This is a genomic window from Arthrobacter sp. ok909, assembly GCF_900104405.1.
In the GTDB taxonomy this organism is placed as follows: Bacteria; Actinomycetota; Actinomycetes; order Actinomycetales; family Micrococcaceae; genus Arthrobacter; species Arthrobacter humicola.
On record NZ_FNJS01000010.1, the window covers coordinates 1 to 18,606 of the forward strand.

Annotated in this window: 16 protein-coding genes; 9 read left to right on the plus strand and 7 right to left on the minus strand. The window is 65.4% G+C overall.

Going from position 1 to position 18,606, the window contains the following annotated elements; all coding sequences use genetic code 11:
* Positions 1-183: 183 nt before the first annotated feature.
* The 6 genes from BLR03_RS09940 to BLR03_RS09965 all read right to left on the minus strand — a co-directional run bounded on the left by BLR03_RS09940 (position 184) and on the right by BLR03_RS09965 (position 9,489).
* Complete coding sequence (locus BLR03_RS09940) at positions 184-3,078, minus strand: FAD-binding and (Fe-S)-binding domain-containing protein (RefSeq protein ID WP_091252129.1); 2,895 nt, start codon at positions 3,076-3,078, stop codon at positions 184-186.
* A gap of 44 nt (positions 3,079-3,122) precedes the next feature.
* The gene (locus tag BLR03_RS09945; RefSeq protein WP_175460484.1) at positions 3,123-4,265 is read right to left on the minus strand and encodes a Glu/Leu/Phe/Val family dehydrogenase; all 1,143 of its coding nucleotides are present in this window, start codon (positions 4,263-4,265) and stop codon (positions 3,123-3,125) included.
* Positions 4,266-4,382: 117 nt separating this feature from the next.
* Positions 4,383-5,912 (minus strand): L-piperidine-6-carboxylate dehydrogenase, encoded by a 1,530-nt coding sequence (locus BLR03_RS09950; protein WP_091252130.1) that lies wholly within the window; start codon positions 5,910-5,912, stop codon positions 4,383-4,385.
* Between the two features lie 36 nt (positions 5,913-5,948).
* Complete coding sequence (locus BLR03_RS09955) at positions 5,949-7,364, minus strand: 2-oxoadipate dioxygenase/decarboxylase (RefSeq protein WP_091252132.1); 1,416 nt, start codon at positions 7,362-7,364, stop codon at positions 5,949-5,951.
* 77 nt (positions 7,365-7,441) lie between these two features.
* Positions 7,442-8,632 carry an NAD(P)/FAD-dependent oxidoreductase gene (locus BLR03_RS09960; protein WP_091252134.1) on the minus strand — a complete coding sequence of 397 codons (1,191 nt, stop codon included), beginning with the start codon at positions 8,630-8,632 and terminating at the stop codon, positions 7,442-7,444.
* Between the two features lie 191 nt (positions 8,633-8,823).
* Positions 8,824-9,489, minus strand: a complete 666-nt coding sequence (locus tag BLR03_RS09965; protein ID WP_091252136.1) for a GntR family transcriptional regulator — start codon at positions 9,487-9,489, stop codon at positions 8,824-8,826.
* 249 nt (positions 9,490-9,738) lie between these two features.
* On the opposite strand from BLR03_RS09965, the gene BLR03_RS09970 reads away from it, so the two are divergent.
* The 8 genes from BLR03_RS09970 to BLR03_RS10005 all read left to right on the plus strand — a co-directional run bounded on the left by BLR03_RS09970 (position 9,739) and on the right by BLR03_RS10005 (position 16,317).
* Positions 9,739-10,584 carry a substrate-binding periplasmic protein gene (locus BLR03_RS09970; RefSeq protein WP_091252138.1) on the plus strand — a complete coding sequence of 282 codons (846 nt, stop codon included), beginning with the start codon at positions 9,739-9,741 and terminating at the stop codon, positions 10,582-10,584.
* Between the two features lie 50 nt (positions 10,585-10,634).
* Positions 10,635-11,621: an ornithine cyclodeaminase family protein gene (locus BLR03_RS09975; protein ID WP_091252139.1), complete on the plus strand. Its 987-nt coding sequence runs from the start codon at positions 10,635-10,637 to the stop codon at positions 11,619-11,621.
* Positions 11,621-12,394: an amino acid ABC transporter ATP-binding protein gene (locus BLR03_RS09980; protein WP_091252141.1), complete on the plus strand. Its 774-nt coding sequence runs from the start codon at positions 11,621-11,623 to the stop codon at positions 12,392-12,394. Before BLR03_RS09975 ends, BLR03_RS09980 begins: the two co-directional genes overlap by 1 nt.
* Positions 12,395-12,397: 3 nt before the next feature.
* Positions 12,398-13,036, plus strand: coding sequence for an amino acid ABC transporter permease (locus BLR03_RS09985; protein WP_091252142.1), 639 nt, complete (start codon positions 12,398-12,400; stop codon positions 13,034-13,036).
* The gene (locus BLR03_RS09990; protein ID WP_091252144.1) at positions 13,033-13,689 is read left to right on the plus strand and encodes an amino acid ABC transporter permease; all 657 of its coding nucleotides are present in this window, start codon (positions 13,033-13,035) and stop codon (positions 13,687-13,689) included. The genes BLR03_RS09985 and BLR03_RS09990 overlap by 4 nt, the downstream gene beginning before the upstream one ends.
* A 21-nt stretch (positions 13,690-13,710) precedes the next feature.
* Entirely contained in the window at positions 13,711-14,946 is a 1,236-nt protein-coding gene (locus BLR03_RS09995) for an NAD(P)/FAD-dependent oxidoreductase (RefSeq protein ID WP_217639757.1), read from the plus strand.
* Positions 14,947-15,023: 77 nt separating this feature from the next.
* Positions 15,024-15,647, plus strand: coding sequence for a short chain dehydrogenase (locus BLR03_RS10000; RefSeq protein ID WP_091252148.1), 624 nt, complete (start codon positions 15,024-15,026; stop codon positions 15,645-15,647).
* Positions 15,648-15,720: 73 nt separating this feature from the next.
* Positions 15,721-16,317 carry a TetR/AcrR family transcriptional regulator gene (locus BLR03_RS10005; protein ID WP_091252150.1) on the plus strand — a complete coding sequence of 199 codons (597 nt, stop codon included), beginning with the start codon at positions 15,721-15,723 and terminating at the stop codon, positions 16,315-16,317.
* Here BLR03_RS10005 and BLR03_RS10010 read toward each other — a convergent pair.
* On the minus strand, positions 16,314-17,348 hold the full coding sequence (locus tag BLR03_RS10010; RefSeq protein ID WP_091252152.1) for an alpha/beta fold hydrolase: 1,035 nt from the start codon (positions 17,346-17,348) through the stop codon (positions 16,314-16,316). The genes BLR03_RS10005 and BLR03_RS10010 overlap by 4 nt on opposite strands.
* 253 nt (positions 17,349-17,601) lie before the next feature.
* Between BLR03_RS10010 and BLR03_RS10015 the strand changes: the two genes are divergently transcribed.
* A complete protein-coding gene (locus tag BLR03_RS10015) occupies positions 17,602-18,504 on the plus strand; it encodes a LysR family transcriptional regulator (RefSeq protein WP_091252154.1) in 903 nt (300 codons plus the stop codon).
* Positions 18,505-18,606: the final 102 nt, after the last annotated feature.

The following is an 18,606-nucleotide window of genomic DNA, read 5'->3' on the forward strand; positions in this document are numbered from 1 at the left end:
TTTAGATCTGTCTTCACAAACAGGGTTTAACACCCTCCACCTTCAATTAACAGCGTCCACGCGGCGCACGCCCAATTCGGACTCACTCATCTAGACGGGACTGCTCCCGCCGGGGTGAGACTCCCAGCAACTGCGGCAACGTGCCCGCCGGCGTCGTTGATTGCCAGGCGGACATCCGCAGTGTTACTGCCGTGCAGCCCTTGGTGTTGCGTTGCTCGGTGCGGAACCCGCGGAGTTGTCCAGCGCCTCCGCGACGATCTGGACGATGTGCCGGGAGCCGCGGCCGGCGAGATCGGCCACTTGGGTCCGGCAGGAGAACCCGTCGGCGAGGATGTCCCGGTCGGGGGTAGCCGCGATCTTGCCCAGGATGCCCTGTTCGGCAATGGCCACCGAGACGTCGTAATGGCCTTTTTCCATGCCGAAGTTGCCGGCGAGGCCGCAACATCCGTTGGAGATGTCCACGTCGCAGCCCATGGACGTCAGCAGCTCCAGATCCTTCCCGTACCCCATGACGGCGTTGTGATGGCAGTGGGGTTGGGCAAGAATCCGTTCGCTGCTGGCGGGTGGTTCCCAGTTGATGGATGTGAGGAATTCCGCGACGGTCCGGGTCCGGGCGGAGACTTGCCGGGCGCGTTCGTCGTCGGGCAGCAGTTCGAGCAGGTCCGAGCGGAGCACTGCCGTGCAGGACGGTTCGAGTCCGATCACGGTCCGGCCGTCGGCTACGTGCGGGTGCAGGACGTCGAGGGTCTTCCTGAGGGCTGCCTTGGCCGCGGTCAGCTGTCCTGTTGAGATCAGCGTCAATCCGCAGCACGCTCCGGGGCCGGCAATTTCGATGTCACATCCCGCGGCCTGCAGCACCTTGATCGCGGCGAGGGGGACCTCGGGGCTCAGCGCGTCCGAGAACGAATCAACCCAGAGCAGGACCCTGTGGGCGGAGGCCGGCGTGTGCACTGCCGGGCCGCCCGCCGCCGGGACCCGTGCGGTGTTCAGGGCTGCGGAACGGGCCCCCGCCAAGGCATGGAACGGCGCTTTCGGGAATGTCGGCAGGGACCGGCGGGGATCCGCCCCGGCGAGCCGCAGCATGGTCCGGCGGAGGATCCCGACGGAGGCAGCCTTGTTGACCAGGGGGCCCAGGGGCCCGATCAATCCCAGCCAGGCGGGCAACCGGCCGAGCGTGTAATGACTCAGCGGACGCAGCCGGCCCTTGTAGCTCTGGTGCAGTGCCTCTGACTTGTACATGGCCATGTCGATGCCGGTGGGGCAGTCGCTGGCGCACGCCTTGCAGCTCAGGCACAGATCGAGGGCCTCATGGACTTCCGGGGACTTCCAGGACATGTCCACTACGCCGCCGTTGAGCATTTCCTGCAGGACGCGGGCCCGGCCCCTGGTCGTGTCCTTTTCATCCTTGGTGGCGAGGTAGGACGGACACATGAACCCGCCTTCCTCGCGGAGATCGGCCCGGCATTTGCCGACGCCAACGCAGCGGTGCACGGCGTTGGTGATGTTGCCGCCGTCGTGCGCAAACGCAAAACCGTCCGATGCCAGCAGGTTGCCGGCGTGCGGGCGCCGCAGGTGCGCGTCGAACGGGTCCGGATTGATGATGACGCCGGGGTTGAAGATGTCCTGGAGATCGAAGAGTGCTTTGAACCCGGCCATCGCGGCCAGGGCCCGGGGCGAATACATGGTTTTCAGCAGTTCGCCGCGCGCCCGGCCGTCGCCGTGTTCGCCCGAGAGCGAGCCGCCGTACTTGGCGACGAGGTCCGCCGCCGCCGTCAGGAAGCGGCGCATCACACCGGCATCGTCGTCCAGCGGGAAGTCGATCCTGACGTGGACGCAGCCGTCGCCAAAGTGGCCGTACGCCAGCCCTGACACGTTTTCGCGTGCCATGAGCAGTTCAAGATCGCGAAGGTAGTCGCCCAAGTGCTCCGGCGGGACGGCCGAATCTTCCCAGCCCGGCCAGGCCTGGGTCCCGGCGGCGGTCCTGCCGGCCAGCCCGGCGCCGTCGGCCCGAATCTGCCACAACCGCGTGGCCTCCGGGCCGGCCGGAAGGATCAGCGAGTCGATCGCCCCCGCATCCAGGACCATCCGCTCGGCTGCCGCCACCGCCTCCTCCGACGTCGCTCCGCCCACTTCCACCATGAGCCAGCCGTTGCCGGCTGGCATGGTGGGGACAGCGTGCACGCCTTTGGCGTTGCGGACCACGTCGACCAGCTGTGCGTCCAGGCCCTCCAGAGCCAGCGGACGGTGCGGAAGCAGGCCGGGAACCGCGTCGGCCGCGGCCGGCATATCCGGGTAGCCCAAGACGGCCAAGGCCGGGGCCGCCGCCAGCGGAACCAGCCGGACCTCGGCCTCCAGGATGATGCCGCAGGTACCTTCCGTCCCCGTCAGGGCGGCGGCCAGGTTGGCGCCGTTCTCCGGCAGGAGGTGCTCCAGGCTGTAGCCCGAGATTTGGCGGCCGAACCGGCCGAATTCCAGCCGGAGGACCTCCAGGTTGGCGGTGATGAACTCATCGAGTCCGGGGATCCGGGCCGTGGCATCCCTGCCCGCGCCCAGCTCCACCACGTGTCCCGAGCCGGTCAGCCAGCGCAGCCGGTGCACGTTGTCCGCCGTGCGCCCGTACGAGAGCCCGTGCGGGCCGCACGCGTTGTTGCCGATCATCCCGCCGATGGTGCACCGCGTGGACGTGGACGGATCAGGCCCGAACCGCAGCCCGTGGACGGCGGCAGCCCGCTGCAGGTCACTTAGGACAACACCGGGCTGGACCACCGCCGTCCGGTTTTCCGGATCGATGCTGATGATCCGGTTCATGAACCGGCTGAAGTCCAGCACCAGTCCTGGCCCCACCGCGTTGCCGGCGCACGACGTCCCGGCACCGCGGCCGGTGACGGCGAGTCCGTGCCGGCGGGCAATCCTGACCGCCTCGACGACGTCGTCCGCAGTCTTGGGCATGACCACCACCTGGGGCACCACGCGGTAGTTCGAGGCGTCGGTCGAATATTCCGCACGCCGACGGGTGCTGCTGTCGACGATGCCCGCAATTGCTGCGGTGAGTTCTTCGACAATCTGGTCAATGTTCATGCGTGGTGCTCTTCCTTGTCCCTGCGGCGTTGCGTGGTGGGAGGTTAGTACTGCAGGGGCTTGCCGCCGCGCAGCTCCATGGCCCGGCGGACACGGTTCTGGGCCAGTGAGCGGGCGGCATGGTGGGTGGTGGAATCCAGCTTCTCCGCCTCTGCCAGGACGATGGCCGTGTTCTCGCGGAGCTTGTGGGAGACCGTGGTGAAGATCTGGTCCGTCTCGGGACGGAACGGCGAATACCGGGACTCCATGGCGAAGGCTGCGCTGACCACGCCGCCTGCGTTGGCGACGAAGTCGGGCACGACCGTCACGGATGCCGCACGCAGCGCCTGCTGTGCCGCGGCGTTGGTGGGAAGGTTTGCGCCCTCCACCACGAGCTTGGCCGAGATGCCGCCGACGTTTCCCGCGTGGAGGACATCCTGCAGGGCCGCAGGGATGGCGACTTCGGCGTCGACGAACAACTCGGTGCCCGCCGGGATGGCCAGTTCCGGGAACTCGTGGACCAGTCCGTCGCCGAGCCGCGGCCGCATGGCCAGCAGCGTGGGAATGTCCAGCCCGGCGGGATCGTGAAGCGCGCCCTCAGCGGTGGAAATCGACACAACGCTGTAGCCGAGCTCATGCAGCCGGGCCGCCGTGGCGTGCCCAACGGCGCCGAAACCCTGGATGGCCACGCGCTGGCCCTGGAGGCCGATGGTTGCCGCGGCCTCATCGGTGACTTCGGCGACGCCGTAGCCGGTAATGCCCAGCTGGTCGTAGGGCACGCCGCCGAGGTCGTACGGAGTGCCCACCGCAGCGCCGCGGTCGCCCAATTCGTCGATGATGATGGCTGCGTCGTTTTCCGTCAGCCCCATGTCGAGGCCAAAGACGTACTCGGACGGGACCTCATTGCTCAGGGCCCGGACAAAGGAGCGAAGGATTGCTTCCTTGTGGGGCGAGTTGGGATCGGCGCGGATACCGGCTTTGGCGCCGCCGAAGAAAAGGTCGACGCCGGCCCACTTCCAGGTCATGACCCGGGCCAGGCGGGCAATTTCCTCGACGGTGACGCCGGGCTGCATCCGGGTCCCGCCCTTGCCCATGCCGCGGGCGGTGTTGTCGATGACCAGCACGCCCTTCATCCCTGTTTTTGCGTCGCTGACCGTGACGATCTTTTCCGGTCCCCATTCATCCATCATGTCGAACAGACTGGTCATCGTTGGATACTCCTTCTGTGCTGGGGCCAAGGGTGCTGGCGGCTAAGTGATCTGACGGGGGACGGGCCGCGGAGACGGTGCCGGCCGGACCGGCCGGCACCGTCTCCGCCGGGGTGCCTAGAGGAACTTCACGCCCTGGGCGAGCGGCAACTGTCCCGAGTAATTGACGGTGTTCGTGGCCTGGCGCATGTAGACCTTCCACGAGTCGGAACCGGACTCGCGACCGCCGCCGGTTTCCTTCTCGCCGCCGAAGGCGCCGCCTATTTCGGCTCCCGAGGTGCCGATGTTGACGTTGGCGATGCCGCAGTCCGAACCGCTGGCCGACATGAAGCGTTCGGCCTCGGCCTGGTCGTTGGTGAACACGGCCGAGGACAGACCCTGGGGAACGTCGTTCTGGATGGCGATGGCGTCATCGAAGTCCGTGTACGTCATGACGTACAGCAGGGGTGCAAAGGTCTCGTCCTTGACGACGGCGGTCTGGGCCGGCATCCGTACGATCGCCGGCTCCACGTAGTAGGCGCCGGGCTCATCGTCGGCGTTCACGCGGCCGCCGCCGCACAGCACCGTGCCGCCCTGTTCCTGGGCCGCCTTTATGGCGGCCTGCATGCCATCGAAGCTGGACTTGTTGATCAGCGGCCCGATCAGGTTCTCCTCGTCCAGGGGGGTGCCGATGCGCAGCGTGGCGTAGGCGTTGACAAGCTTGTCGGTCAGTTCGTCGACGATCGATTCGTGCACGATCAGGCGGCGCATGGACGTGCAACGCTGGCCGGCGGTTCCGACGGCGGCGAAGACGATGCCGCGCAGGGCCAGATCCAGATCGGCCGACGGCGCAACGATCGCCGCGTTGTTTCCGCCGAGCTCGAGCAGGGCGCGGCCGAAGCGGCGGGCCACGCGGGGGGCGATTTCCTGGCCCATCCGGACCGAACCGGTGGCGGAGAGCAGGGCAACGCGTGGATCATCGACGACCACCTGGCCGCCGGACCGGTCCGCCAGAACAAGCTTGTGCAGGTCTGTCGGAGCGCCAACATCGGCGACGGCGCGGGCCAGCAGGGCATCGGCGGCCAGTGCGCTGAGCATGGTCATCCCTGATGGCTTCCACACGATGGTGTCGCCGCATACCAGGGCCAGTGCCGTATTCCAGGAGTAGACGGCGACCGGGAAGTTGAAGGCGGAGATGACGCCGACGACGCCAAGAGGGTGCCAGGTCTCCATGAGGCGGTGTCCGGGGCGCTCCGAGGGCATCGTCTTGCCGTAGAGCTGACGCGACAGGCCGACCGCAAAGTCGCAGATATCGATCATTTCCTGGACTTCCCCGAGAGCCTCTGACTGGATCTTGCCGGCCTCGGCCGTCACGATCCTGGCCAGGTCCTCCTTGTGTTCGGTCAGCAGCTCGCCCCAGCGCTTGACCAGGTTGCCGCGCAGCGGCGCGGGCACATCACGCCACGTCTTGAAGGCCTCGTGGGCCTGGCCGATCATCGTCTCAATGACCGCCGGTGTGTTGACCGGCAGGGTCATCAGGACTTCGCCGGTGAGCGGAGAGGACGCTTCGTGCGGGCCTCCGAGGGCGTCAACGTTGACGCCGCAGGCTTCCAGCGCGTCGCGGACGATCGCCGCAAGTTCGGACGTCTGGGTGAGAGTTTCGGTCATCGTGATCTCCTGAGGTTGGTTGGTCTGGCGGGCTGATTAGTGGGTGATGGTGATGTTGAGCCGGCGGCCCAGGGCCGCGATCGATGCGTCCTGCTGCCGCTGGTAGAGATCGTTGGGGTCGTGGACTTCGGAGCCGACGATCTCGGACATCCGGTGGATGTCGTAGCTGGTTCCCAGCTGGGCTTCGTCCTTGGAACCCTCCTCGGTGAGGTTTGACTGGAAGATCCCGGCGGCAGAGCGGGGGAGGAAGTCTTCGTAGACGATGGGTTCCGGGACGGCGATTCCGGCGTCAACAAGACCGGCCAGGGAAGCGGTGCCAGCCAGGGATGCACTTCGGAGGGAGGCGCTGTCCAGGGCGGCGTCGTCGAGGCGGTAGGTGAAAAAGGCCAGTCCCTGCAGGGCGAGCTCCTTCTCGGTGCGGGGCAGGTTCTCCGCCCAGACCCCGGCGGCGACCTCGACACGCGTCGTGCCGGCCGGGGCCACGGCCAACCGGGCATCGGACTCGGCGACCATCCGGTCGTAGAGGTCGCGTCCCGCCACCGTCAAGGCAATTCCGCGGGCCTCGACCTCGCCGAAGCGCACACGCAGTTCGCCTTCGCTGGTGGACCCGTCGGCGTACCGGAACACCCGGTTTTCACCAAGCGCCCGGAAGGACGTCTGGCGCAGGAGCAGGTCCGGCCCATCCCAGTGCGGCGGCCCCTGGATCTCATCGATCATGCTGATGCCGCGGGCCTGCATGCGCTTGTACAGCTCATCGATGTCCAGCACCCTGGGCGTGAGGTGGTTGATGTGCGTGGTGGAAACGCCGCCGATGTCGGAAGCGACGGCGGAGACCGCCTCCAGCTTCTTGTACCACTCATAGTCGACGGGGTCGCCGGAGAGTTCAAAGGCCGCGGTGGCCAGCTCCAGCAGCCGGTCGGCGTCGTCCGCGGCGAGACCGCCGTCCGCGGCGGCCTTGTCCGCCAGGGTGAGCAGTTCCTCACCGAACAGCTGCCGGGCGCCGATGAATGCGGCCAGCTCGGCGCGCAGCTCCTGGTCAAAGAACCGCGGATCCTCGGCCGCCAGCATGGAGGTGAAGACACGGAACGGATTCTTTGCCAGTTCGGCGCCGTCGATCGGGCGGAAGGCCGTCGAGACCACGGGAACGGAACTGGAAGACGCATCCCGAAGGTCGTAGAAGCCGACCGGGTACATGCCGAAGGCCGCAAAAATGCGGGCAACCTGGGCCATTTCCTTCGGGGAGCCGACGCGGATGGCGCCGTGGCGCTCCGCCGTCACCCGTGCGATGCTGCCCAGCCGCTCGGCTTCGGCACCGTGTTTGGCGGCATACGCTTCGTTCACCTCGGTGGAAACCTCCACGAGCGTGTTGTAGGCGGGGACTTCCCTCCCGTACATGGCGGAGAGCCGCCGCGCGAATTCGGCTCGAAGTTCCCAGGTTTCAAGGGCGGTCATGGCGTGGTTCCTTTCACGATCATTGCTGATGGAGCGGGGGATGCGGCTTGAGCGCCAAATCGGCGGGGCGTTCCGCGCTAGATGATGTGCACTTCCTGGATGAGCTGGTCGGCCGTGCGGAAACGATCGGCGGAAAACGAGGTGTGGTCCATGAAGGATTCCCGGTCCAGGTAGAGGTCCCTGACGAGTTCGCCGACGGCAGGGCCCTGCAGGAAGCCGTGGCCGGAGAATCCCGTGGCGTAGTAGAAGCCGCCAACTGAGCTGGACGCTCCGATGAGTGCATTGTGATCCGGCGTGTTCTCATACAGACCGGCCCAGCCGCACTCCAACTCCGGGGCCTCCAGTGCGGGGGCGCACACGCGGGCCGCTGCATTGAACTCGGGGAGCCATTCATGGGTGAAGTCACGGGCGAAGCCGGGCTCCTGGTTCGAGTTGGAAATCCCCAGGAGCATGCCGTTGCGGTAGTTGTGGAAGTACATTGTGGTGGACAGATCCAGCGTGAACGGCACGGTGGGCATGGGCGAGCTCATCTGGCGGGTCATGCCGATCTGCCGCCGCACCGGGACCACCGGCAGGTTGACGTTGACCATGTCGCCCACGCGCTGGGACCAGGCGCCGGCACAGCAGATGACGGCATCGGTGGTGATGGTGCCGCGGTTGGTGGTCACTGAACTGATGCTTCCGCCTGAGGCGGCCACATCCATGACTTCCGTGTGCTCAAGGATGCACACGCCCAGCGCGGCGGCCGCGTCGGCGTACGACTGGACCACTTTCCCCGGTTCGGCAAAACCATCCTCCGGTGAGAACGATGCGCCGATCAAGGCTTCCTGGCGGAGAAAGGGATTGATGTCCACCGCCTCGGCGGGAGAAATCATTCGGCTGGTGCTGCCAAGACCGTTTTGGATAACGGTGCTGCGCTCGCAGTCCAGAAGTTCGGATTCGCTGCGGCACAGGAAAAGGTAGCCTACCTTGCGCAGTCCGATGTCCGTGGAGAAGCGCTGCCCGAAATCCTCAAACGCGCGCAGGCTGCGCTGGCCAAGGACAATGTTTGCCGGATCCGAGAACGTCGCCCGCACGCCGCCAAGGGGTTTGGACGATGATCCTGCGCCCAGAACGGACCGGTCAACGAGAACTATGTTGCGTACACCGGCTTTGGCCAGGTGGAACGCGATGCTGGTTCCCATGATGCCGCCACCGATGATGACGACGGCTGCATGCGAAGGCTGCCGGATTCCGGCGGGAAGCTGGAGCGAGACCACATTTGACATTGATCGTCCTGTCTCAGTTGCGGAAGCCTACCCACCGCTCTGTGGGTAACAACTATCGGTAATGGGTTATATATAACCATCTTGGAGTCCGATGTGATCTACGTCAAGCAAAACTTTCAGCCGGATTCTCCGGCGGCCGGTGGCGGCAGGAGGTGCCGGACAGTGCGCGGCAGGTCCGCCGCCGGCATCCCCTAGGGCAGGGAGTAGCTGAGGTGCTGGACCATGAGGGACTCGACGAGCTTCCGGTCGCCGGCCACCAGGGCGGCCAGGATGGGCCCGTGTTCTGCGGCGCTGGTGGCGAGCAGTCCGCGCTCGGCCAGATGGTAGGAGCCGCTGATCCGGCTTTGGTCCCGCAGGTTTTCAATGATCTTCGTCATTCGGGTGTTACCCAGCAGCTCAACGATGGCCAAGTGAAATTGCTGATCGTGTTCGAGGTAGTCGACCATTTTGTCGGGCTTGGCCGTTGCGAGCGTGGCCTCTGCCAGCTCCGTGAGACGCTCGGCGTCTGCAGGGGAGACGCCTTGTTCGGCAACGCGGCCCACTGCGGTCACCTCGATCAGCAGGCGGAGGTCGTAGACCTCTTTTTGGTCCTTCGGGGTCATCTCCACGACCCGGAAGCCGCGGTTCCGAACCACTTCAAGGAGACCCTTTTCGCTCAGAGCCATCATGGCCTCGCGTACGGGGCTGTTGGAGACGCCCAGCTGGGTGGCCAGGGCGTTGGCTGAATAGATCTTGCCCGGCTGCATGTCGCCGGACATGAGGGCATGGCGGACTATGGAGGTGGCCTCGTCTTTGAGCGTGACCCGGCCTTCACCCAGCTCGGATATTCCCGCAACGGCTATTCGCTGTTCCTGCATTTCGCTCCTCAGACGGTGGTCCTCACGGCTAACACTAAGTCAAAACATGTGCGCCGCCGGGAAAGGTCGCGACGATTTCCGACTTGTTTCCACATATTCTGCGGCGATTTTTAATGCTTGACATCCACGGGCAATGGATGGAGATTGGTAATCGACAATCGATAGTGTGTCATACATCACCAACTGCTCCGATGTGCATCGAACCGTCGAACACCGCACAAAATTCAGCTCTGATCAAAGGGGATCATTATGAACACTCGCAAAATTCTGGTGGGCGGCACATCCATTGCCCTGCTGGCGCTCTCCCTGTCCGCCTGCGGCGGCGCCGCCGAGAGCTCCGTTGCCAAGGGCTGCCAGCCGGCATCAACCTTCAAGACCATTTCCGCCGGCTTCCTGACCGTTGCCGCGCCCGAGTTCCCCCCGTTCTCGTCCGATAAGGACGGCAAGCTCACCGGCGTCGACGCCGACATCATTAAGGAGTTCGCCGCCAAGAACTGCCTCGACATCAAGGTCGAGGCGACGTCGTACGCGGGGACCATCCCGGCCGTCCAAAGCGGGCGCGCCGACGTCGCCATCGGCTGCTACTACCGCACCGCTGTCCGGGCCGACATCGTCAGCCTGTCGGCTCCGGTCTACACCGACGAGATGGGGATCATTTCCGAGTCCGGGGTCAAGGACATTAGAGAGCTCGAGAGCATGAAGGTGGGCACCGTCGACGGCTACCTCTGGGTGCCGGACATGAAAAAGGTCATGGGCGCCAACCTGACCATCTACCCCAGCGCCGTGGAGATGCAGGCAGACCTCAAGGCCGGACGCATCCAGGCCGGCATCGACGGATTCGGCTCCGCCGTCCAGATGTACAAGTCCGATGCCAAATACAAGGTTGCCGGCGCCAGCGCCGACGCCCGCGTCATTGCCTCCAAGGAACCTGCCCAGATCGGATTCCCGATCGGCAAGGACAACACCGACATGACCAAGGCCGTGGATTCCTCCATCGCAGCCATGAAGTCCAGCGGCAAGATCGCGGAGATCGTGAAGTCGTACGGCCTGCCCGAGTCGGCCGTCGAAACCGGTGAACCCCGCCTGGTGAAGTAGGAACGCCTCCGTAGACCGTTCCGGCCCCGCGAGCAAAGGAAACCGATTCCATGGATTCACCTGCCACCCCCACCTGGCCTCGACCGTCGGCACCCGTCTTCCTCGACGGCGCGACCATAGCGTCGGCACTGACGGCGCGCGAGGCGGTGGCCGCCATGGAATCGGTCCTGGCCTCCGGGTTCGATCCCGAAACGAGCGCGCCAAGGACCCGGGTAGAAACGGGCAGCGGAACGTTCATGCAGATGCCGGCGAGCCATGGCCAGTACGTCGGCACCAAACTCCTGACCATCACGCCGGGCAACGCAGCGTCCGCGTCTCCCGTGATCCAGGGACTCTACGCGCTGTTCGGCGGACACGACCAGCGTCCGCTGGCCGTGCTCGATGGCGTCGCGTTGACCGAACTGCGGACGTCCTCCGTTTCGGTGATGGGGGCCAAGCTCCTGGCTTCGCCCGGACCGAAGCGTCTCGTCGTGTTCGGCACAGGGGTGCAGGCGTGGGCCCACGTCGTGGCATTTGCCGAACTCTTTGAGCTGGACAGCGTTGACATCGTCGGCCGCAACGCGGAAGCAGCGGAGCGGCTTGTGAAAAATGCCGAAGGACTCGGCCTGCCTGCGGCCGTCGCCGGACCGGAAGCCGTACGGGAGGCCGACATCGTCATTTGCGCGACGGCGTCGCCCACTGCCCTCTTTGACGGCGCCATGGTGAAGGAATCCGCCGTGGTGGTGGCCATCGGGTCCCATGACAGGGAGCACCGCGAGCTCGATGACACGCTGCTGGCCAGGGCCACGGTGTGCGTGGAGTCCAGGGATTCCGCAGCGCGGGAGGCCGGCGATGTCATTCAGGCCATGGAATCAGGTGCCATCGCCGGGCCCGCCCACCTGATCACCCTGGCCGACCTTGTTTTGAAACGCCGGGAGGTGGCCGCGGACCGTCCGGCCGTCTTCAAGACCACCGGCATGCCGTGGGAGGACCTTGCGGTCGCGACCGCCCTCTACGAAGCCTGCACCCGGCACGACTATGAGAAATGGAACAACTGATGATTGAACCGACTATCCGGACCGGGACACCCGTGGTCCAGGTGAAGAATCTTGCCAAGGCCTACGGTTCGAACGTGGTGCTTCGTGACGTCTCCTTGTCAGTGCCGGAGGGATCAGTCACGGCCATGATCGGGCCCAGCGGCGCCGGGAAGAGCACCGTCCTGCGGTGCATGAATCTGTTGGAGCAGCCGGACAGCGGCGAAATCGAGATTGATGGACACCGCATCAACGCCGGCAGGAAGCCCAACCCCAAGAACCTGGCAGCCCTGCGCCGCAGCGCCGGCATGGTCTTCCAGCACTTCAACCTCTTCCCGCACATGACGGTCCTGAAGAACATCAGTTTGCCCCAGGAACGCGTTCTTGGACGCAGCCGCGACGAGGCCAACGAGAAGTCCATGGAGCTGCTCAAGCGCATGGGCTTGGCCGACAAGGCCGACCAATATCCCTCGCGGTGTTCCGGCGGCCAGCAACAGCGCATCGCCATTGCCCGGGCGCTGGCCCTTGGCCCGCGGGTGATGTTGTTTGACGAGCCGACCTCGGCGCTGGATCCCGAAGTGGGGGTTGAAGTGCTCGAGGTCATGAAAGAGCTCGCGTGCACCGGCATGACGATGGTGGTGGTGACCCACGAGATGGCGTTCGCGGGAAACGTTGCCGACGAGCTCGTCGTGATGGCCGACGGCGGAATCATCGAAAAGGGCGAGCCCGGACAAATCCTGCAGGATCCCCAGCACGAGCGGACGCGCCGGTTCCTCCGCGCCGTGCTGGAGCGCTGAGCCATGGAGATGCTCCGGGCCATCGCCATCGGCTTGCCGCTCACAGTCCTCGTGACCATTCTGGCCCTGATGATCGGGACGGTTGTCGCGCTGCCCATCGTTGCCGGGCTGCGGAGCCGGAACCGGCTCGTCTGGCTGATGTCGCGCGGGCTGGTTGACCTGCTGCGAGGAGTCCCGCCCGTGGTGTGGCTCTTCATCCTGTACTACGGCGTCTCCATCGGCGCCATCCGGCTCACCGCCCTGCAGGCCGGCGTCCTGGGCCTTGGCGTGGTGGCGGCAGCCTATCTCGCGGAGATTTTCCGCGGCGCCATCTCGTCAATTCCCAAGGGCCAGTGGGAGGCCAGCTCGGCGCTGGGCTTCCACCGGGCCACGGTCTGGAGCCGAATCATCGGCCCGCAAACGGCGCGGGCCGTCGTTCCGGCCTACACGACGTTTGCCATCGGGCTGCTCAAGGATTCCTCCATCGCGTCGTCCATCGGCGTGGCCGAGATCGTCTTCATGTCCAGCCAATACGCCCGGCAGTCCGGCGAAGGCATCATGGTGTTCTTCGTGGCTGCCGGTGTCTACATACTATTGAGCGTTCCGCTGGGACTGCTCTCGAGGCACCTTGACATCAAGATGCGGAAGGCGGTGGCCCGATGAACAACCTGGTCGATGTCGCAATCCAATACGGCCCGACACTCTTTGACGGACTCAAAGTCAGCCTCACCCTGACGCTCCTGAGCCTGGCCTTTGGACTGCCCCTGGGGCTGGTCTTCTCCTTCGGCGTGACCGCCCGCAACAAAACGTTCCGCTATCTCTCGGTGTTCTTCGTCGAAGTGGGCCGCGGCGCGCCGGCCCTGGTCCTCCTGCAGCTCATGTACTACGGCCTGCCGAACGCCGAGATCACCCTCAGCTCCATGGCCTCGGCATGTTTGGCCCTGACCTGGACGACGGCGGCCTACAGTGCTGAGCTGATCCGCGGCGGCATCCAGTCGGTGCCCTCGGGTGAAGTCGAGGGATCCCATGCGCTGGGCATGAGCTACCGGGACTGCCTGAGGTTCGTGGTCATCCCGCAGGGATTGCGCATTGCCCTTCCTTCGCTGATGGGCTTCGCAGTACTCCTGTTTCAGGCGACGTCGTTGGCCTATTCAGTTGCCGTGCCGGAACTCATGAGCCAGGCGTACTCGATCGGCTCGTCCACGTTCCAGTACCTGCCGGTGTTCATCATTGCCGGCCTGCTCTACGCGGCCATCTCGATCCCCGCAACGTGGCTGTCCGTCTTCGCGGAACGCATGCTGAGCAGGCACCTGTAGACGATGACAGCGAGCAACCAGATGAACACACCGCAATCAGCCATAGTCGTCGGCGCCGGCATCGTTGGATTGTCGACGGCCTGGCACCTGCAGCAACGGGGGCTATCCGTCACCGTCATCGACAAAGCCGGGCCGGCCGCCGGAGCGAGCTGGGGCAACGCCGGCTGGGTGACCCCGGGCCTGGTCATGCCCCTGGCGGAACCGGGCGCCTGGAAGCACGCCCTGCAAAGCCTGACCGATCCGGACGCCCCGCTGCACGTGCCGCTGCGTTTCGACCCGCAACTGTGGAAATTCCTCCTGCGATTCGCCGCCAACATGAACGCCCGGACGTGGCGGCAGACCATGTCAGCGCTCCAGCCCATCACGAAGGCTGTCGATGAGTCCTTCGCCGAGCTCAAGGCGCACGGCATTGCCTCACCGGTCATTGCGGCGCCCTACGTTGCAGGCTTCAGCAGCGCGAGGGCCGCCGCGGCGTTCCGGACGGAACTGGAACATCTCCACGCCATGGGCCAGAGCATCGGTGTCAGCACCCTGGCCGACGGGAACCGTCCGGCGGTCCTCTCCGACGCAGTGGCGCACGGCCTGGAGATATCCGGACAGAGCTATCTTGATCCGGGTGACTTCGTCTGGGACCTTGCCCAGGCCTTTAAGGCCTCCGGCGGTCAGATCATGGACGGCACCAACGTATGCTCCGTTGGCGCCGGGCCGTCGTCGGCAACCGTGACGGCCGACGACGGCAACCGGCTCACGGCCGACGTCGTCGTCCTTGCCACCGGCGCTTTGCTGCCCAGGCTGGCCACTCGGTGGGGGCTGAAAATCGGCGTCCAGGCCGGTCGGGGCTACTCGTTCACCGTCGACGGCGATTGTCTACCGGCCGGACCCCTGTACTTTCCGGAACAGCGGGTTGTCTGCACGCCCTATCAGGGGGCGCTCCGGATCGCGGGAACCATGGAGTTCCTTGATCCGGACGAGCCTCTGAACTCTGCCCGGCTTGAGTCCGTAGCGCGAGCCATTCGTCCGCTGCTGCGGGGCATCGACTGGCGGTCTCGTCGTGACGAGTGGGTAGGCTCCCGCCCGATCACGCCCGACGGTCTGCCCGTTGTTGGCCGCCTGGCCTCGGACAGAATTTATGCGGCGGGCGGACACGGCATGTGGGGGATGGTTTTGGGACCGGCAACAGGCAAGCTACTGGCCGAGCACATCGTGACGGGTGCCGTGCCGCACCAGATAGCGGCGTTCAACCCGCTGCGGAGATAAATGCGCAGATAGATGGGCAGATAGGACCGTCAACCGGGGGTTCCGGTTGCACATCATCAACAACGAAGGGCACACTCATGCGAATCCTCGTCATCGGCGCTACCGGAACCGTCGGCCAAAACGTGGTACGGGCGTTGTCAGCGCACCACGACAAGGTCGGTGAAGGGCAGCTGGACATCATCAGCGCGTCACGGTCATCGACCGAACATCCCGTCGACTGCCGGGACGATGCCAGCGTCGCGGCCCTCTTTGACAGGGTGGGGACGGTGGACGCGGTGGTCAGCACCATCGGGGGAGCCAAATGGGCGTCGGCATCGGATGCGACTCTGGATACCTACGCGTCGACCGTCAACGGCAAGCTGCTGTGCCAGGTCCGCATCACCCTGGCCGCCCGCGGCCACGTCCGTCACGGCGGATCCATCACCCTGACCAGCGGGATTGTGGGAAATTATGCGTTCCCGGGCGGATCGCCCAGCGCCATCGCCAATATTGGCCTTGACGCCTTCGTGAAAAGTGCCGCTGCGGAGCTGCCGCACCTGCGGTTGAACACCGTTAGCGCCACGGTGCTGGAGGAGTCCGCTGATGCCTATGCGGCGGTATTCCCCGGTTTCGCTGCCGTTCCCGGCGCCGTGGCGGCCGCGGCCTTTGTCCGCAGCGTCTACGGTTCCGAAACGGGGCAGACGATCAAGGCCTGGTCATAGCAGGGAAGCGCGTCGGTCCCCGCTGGTAACCTGAACATAATTGTTTGAGTAATCGAATGGGCGGGGAGGCCGGGTGTCTGAGGTGCAGAAAGAGCGGACCAAGCGGGCGGACGCCGTCCGGAACAAGGACGCCATCATCGATGCGGCGCTGACCTGCCTCAGCGATGATCCGGGGGCCAGCATGTCTGAAATTGCGCGCGTCGCGGGAGTGGGCAGGGTGACCCTGTATGGACACTTCGCGGACCGGGAGGAACTCGTCGGTGCCGTCTTCGCCCGGACAATGGACCGTGCCGAGGCCGAACTCGCCGCAGTAGACATCAAGCAGGACACGTGGAAATGCCTCCGGGACCTCGTCCAGTCATCCTGGCGGGTCCTGTACCAGTTCAACTCGCTCCTGGCGGCGGCCGAACCGTACCTTTCGGCCGAGCAAATCAGAGCCCACCATGACAAGCCGCTCGCGCGGGTGATGACCGTCCTTGAAAAAGGCAGGAGTGAGGGAACCTTCCGCGCCGATCAGTCTCTCGCGTGGCAGGCGGCCTGCTTTTACGCCGTCCTCCACAGCGCAGCGGCGGAAATCCGCGCGGGGCGTCTCACGGAAGACGATGCGGCAGGGGTCCTTCCGGCAACCATCCGGGCCCTCCTGATCCCGCCGGCGGATCCGGCGCCCTAAACGCCCTGCTTCACCCCGCTTCGGCCCAGGAACTCCGTGATGGTCTTCGCCATAGCTTTGGACTGGGTCCAGTGCAGGTAGTGGTCTCCCTCGAGGACAACCAGCTCGTGGTGCGTGACGTTTGCCAACTGGCGTTCGTGTGCGGCATACCAGTCCGGCTGCTCTTGCATCGTGTCCCGGGACAGGAAGTCGAGCACCGGGAGGTTGTCGGGGTACCGGACATCCTGGAGCTTCGTGGCGTTCTCGCCCACCCGGAGAGTTTCGTCCGTGACGGCCTGGTTCCCGAAGTTCCAGCTGGTCATCTGGCGCATGTGTTCGCGTTCGGCCGGCGTGAAGCTGTCACCCCCGGGCTCCCCGTAACCCAGGGCTGTGGCCCAGCGGACCAGGCCCATGGTCGAAGGAATGTGCGCCCAGGAGTAGTCCGCTGCGGCCGTCTCCGCGGGGGCGGGGGTTCCGCTCGTGGTTGCTTTGCTCGCCGGGACGGTCGGGTCGATGCCGATCACCGCCGACACTTCGCGCGGATATTTACTGGCGTAGTACAGGGTGGAGAAGCCGGCAATGGAGTGCCCGATGAGGGTATATGGCGCCCTGACGCCGAGTGTGGACAGCACTTCGTGAAGTTCTTCGGAGATGTTTTCTATGGTCCGGGGCCGTGCGGTCATGTCGCTGTAGCCGTAGCCGAACCCCTCGACGGCAATGACCTGGTAGCCTTCCAGCTCGCGGATCAGCGGGGCGAAATCCAGGCCCGGGGCCGGGGTTCCAAGCCCGCTGAGCAGTACGATCGCGGGTCCGGTCCCGCCGGTCCTGGTGACGTTGATGGTTCCCTCGGTGATGTGGACCTTCTGACCGTAGGCGGCCGTGTTGGTCTTTTCGACCTGTTCCACCATGAGGTTTGTTGAGGTGGAGGCGAGCAGCAGCCCGGAGAGGCTCAGCGCCACGACCCCTGCCAGCCGGAGGGGCCGTCCCCGCCGGTGCCGGCCGGGCCGGTGGTGGGAGGCTGAAAGGGTGTGACCGACGGTGCGAAGGGACATGGCAGGGCTCCAGGACGAGGGGATTGAGGGATGCGGTGCAACGTCTCCGCGCTGTCGATGATCTGTGTAAATCATACAGCGCTGTTTGAGATAAAGCACCCCTGCTGGCGTGATCCACTCCGCGTGGGGCATCAGGCTTGAAGCAGGCTCAATAGCCGCACTATTGTTTTGATTCATAGCATTATCCGCATCACGCGAGAGCCGGACAGGGGTCCGCAAGGGGCCGTCGCGGCGAGGAGTTAGGGCGCCTGAAATGACCGAAATCCGATGGCTTGAAGCGTTCGTGGCGGTTGCCGAAGAGCTCCACTTTGGCCGCGCGGCGGTGCGCCTGCATACCTCGCAGTCCCCGCTGAGCCAGACGATCCGCAAGCTCGAGGCCGACCTCGGGACGCGGCTCTTTGAGCGCAACACCCGTAGTGTGGCGCTGACGCCCGCCGGCTACGCCCTCCTGCCGCGGGCTTACCGCGTGCTGCAGGAAATGCGCCTGGCGCGCGAGGCCGCCCAAACGGAGGTCGCGGGCATCCGGGGCAAGATCCGGATCGGTTTCTCCGGAGCGGTGAACCATTTGACTCTTCCGCCGCTCACGCGCGCCTTGCGGCGTCGATATCCCGACATCGAACTGGACCTCACCAGCAGGGTGCGCACAGCGGACGGTCTCGCGAGCGTCGCAAACGGCACCCTTGACCTGGCCTTCGTCGGCTTCCCCGAAACCCCCGTCCCCTCGGTCACGGCCCGGCTGGTTGCCCGCGAGGAAATCGGGGCTGTGCTCCCGCTGGATCACCCGCTGGCCCGCGAAAGGTCCATCCCGCTGCAAAGCCTGGCGGGGGATGACTTCATATCGCCGCCGATGGACGGGTCGTCCTCGATGACGGAGGTGCTGCTGGCGTCATGCATGGCGGCGGGGTTCCGGCCGCGCGTCGTCCAGGAGCTGTCGGATCCGTATATGGTCCTGACGTTCGTCGCGGCCGGCGTCGGCGTCACGCTGATGAGCAGCGGAATAGCGAACATCATCCCGTCGGGCGCCACGTACGTGGCCCTGGAGGACCCGCAGCACTACATGAACCACGCCATTGCGTGGTCCTCCGAAAACGACTCCGCCGTCCTGGCGGCAGTCCTCGCCGTCGTCGAAGAGATCTTCCCGGACCCGCTCGACTGACCGCAATTAGGACCCAAATCCACTTAGTGATAGACCATTTCTGTCGTGGACTTACACAGTGCGACGCATCACACTTGTGGATGAGCCGCACACAGCGGCGGA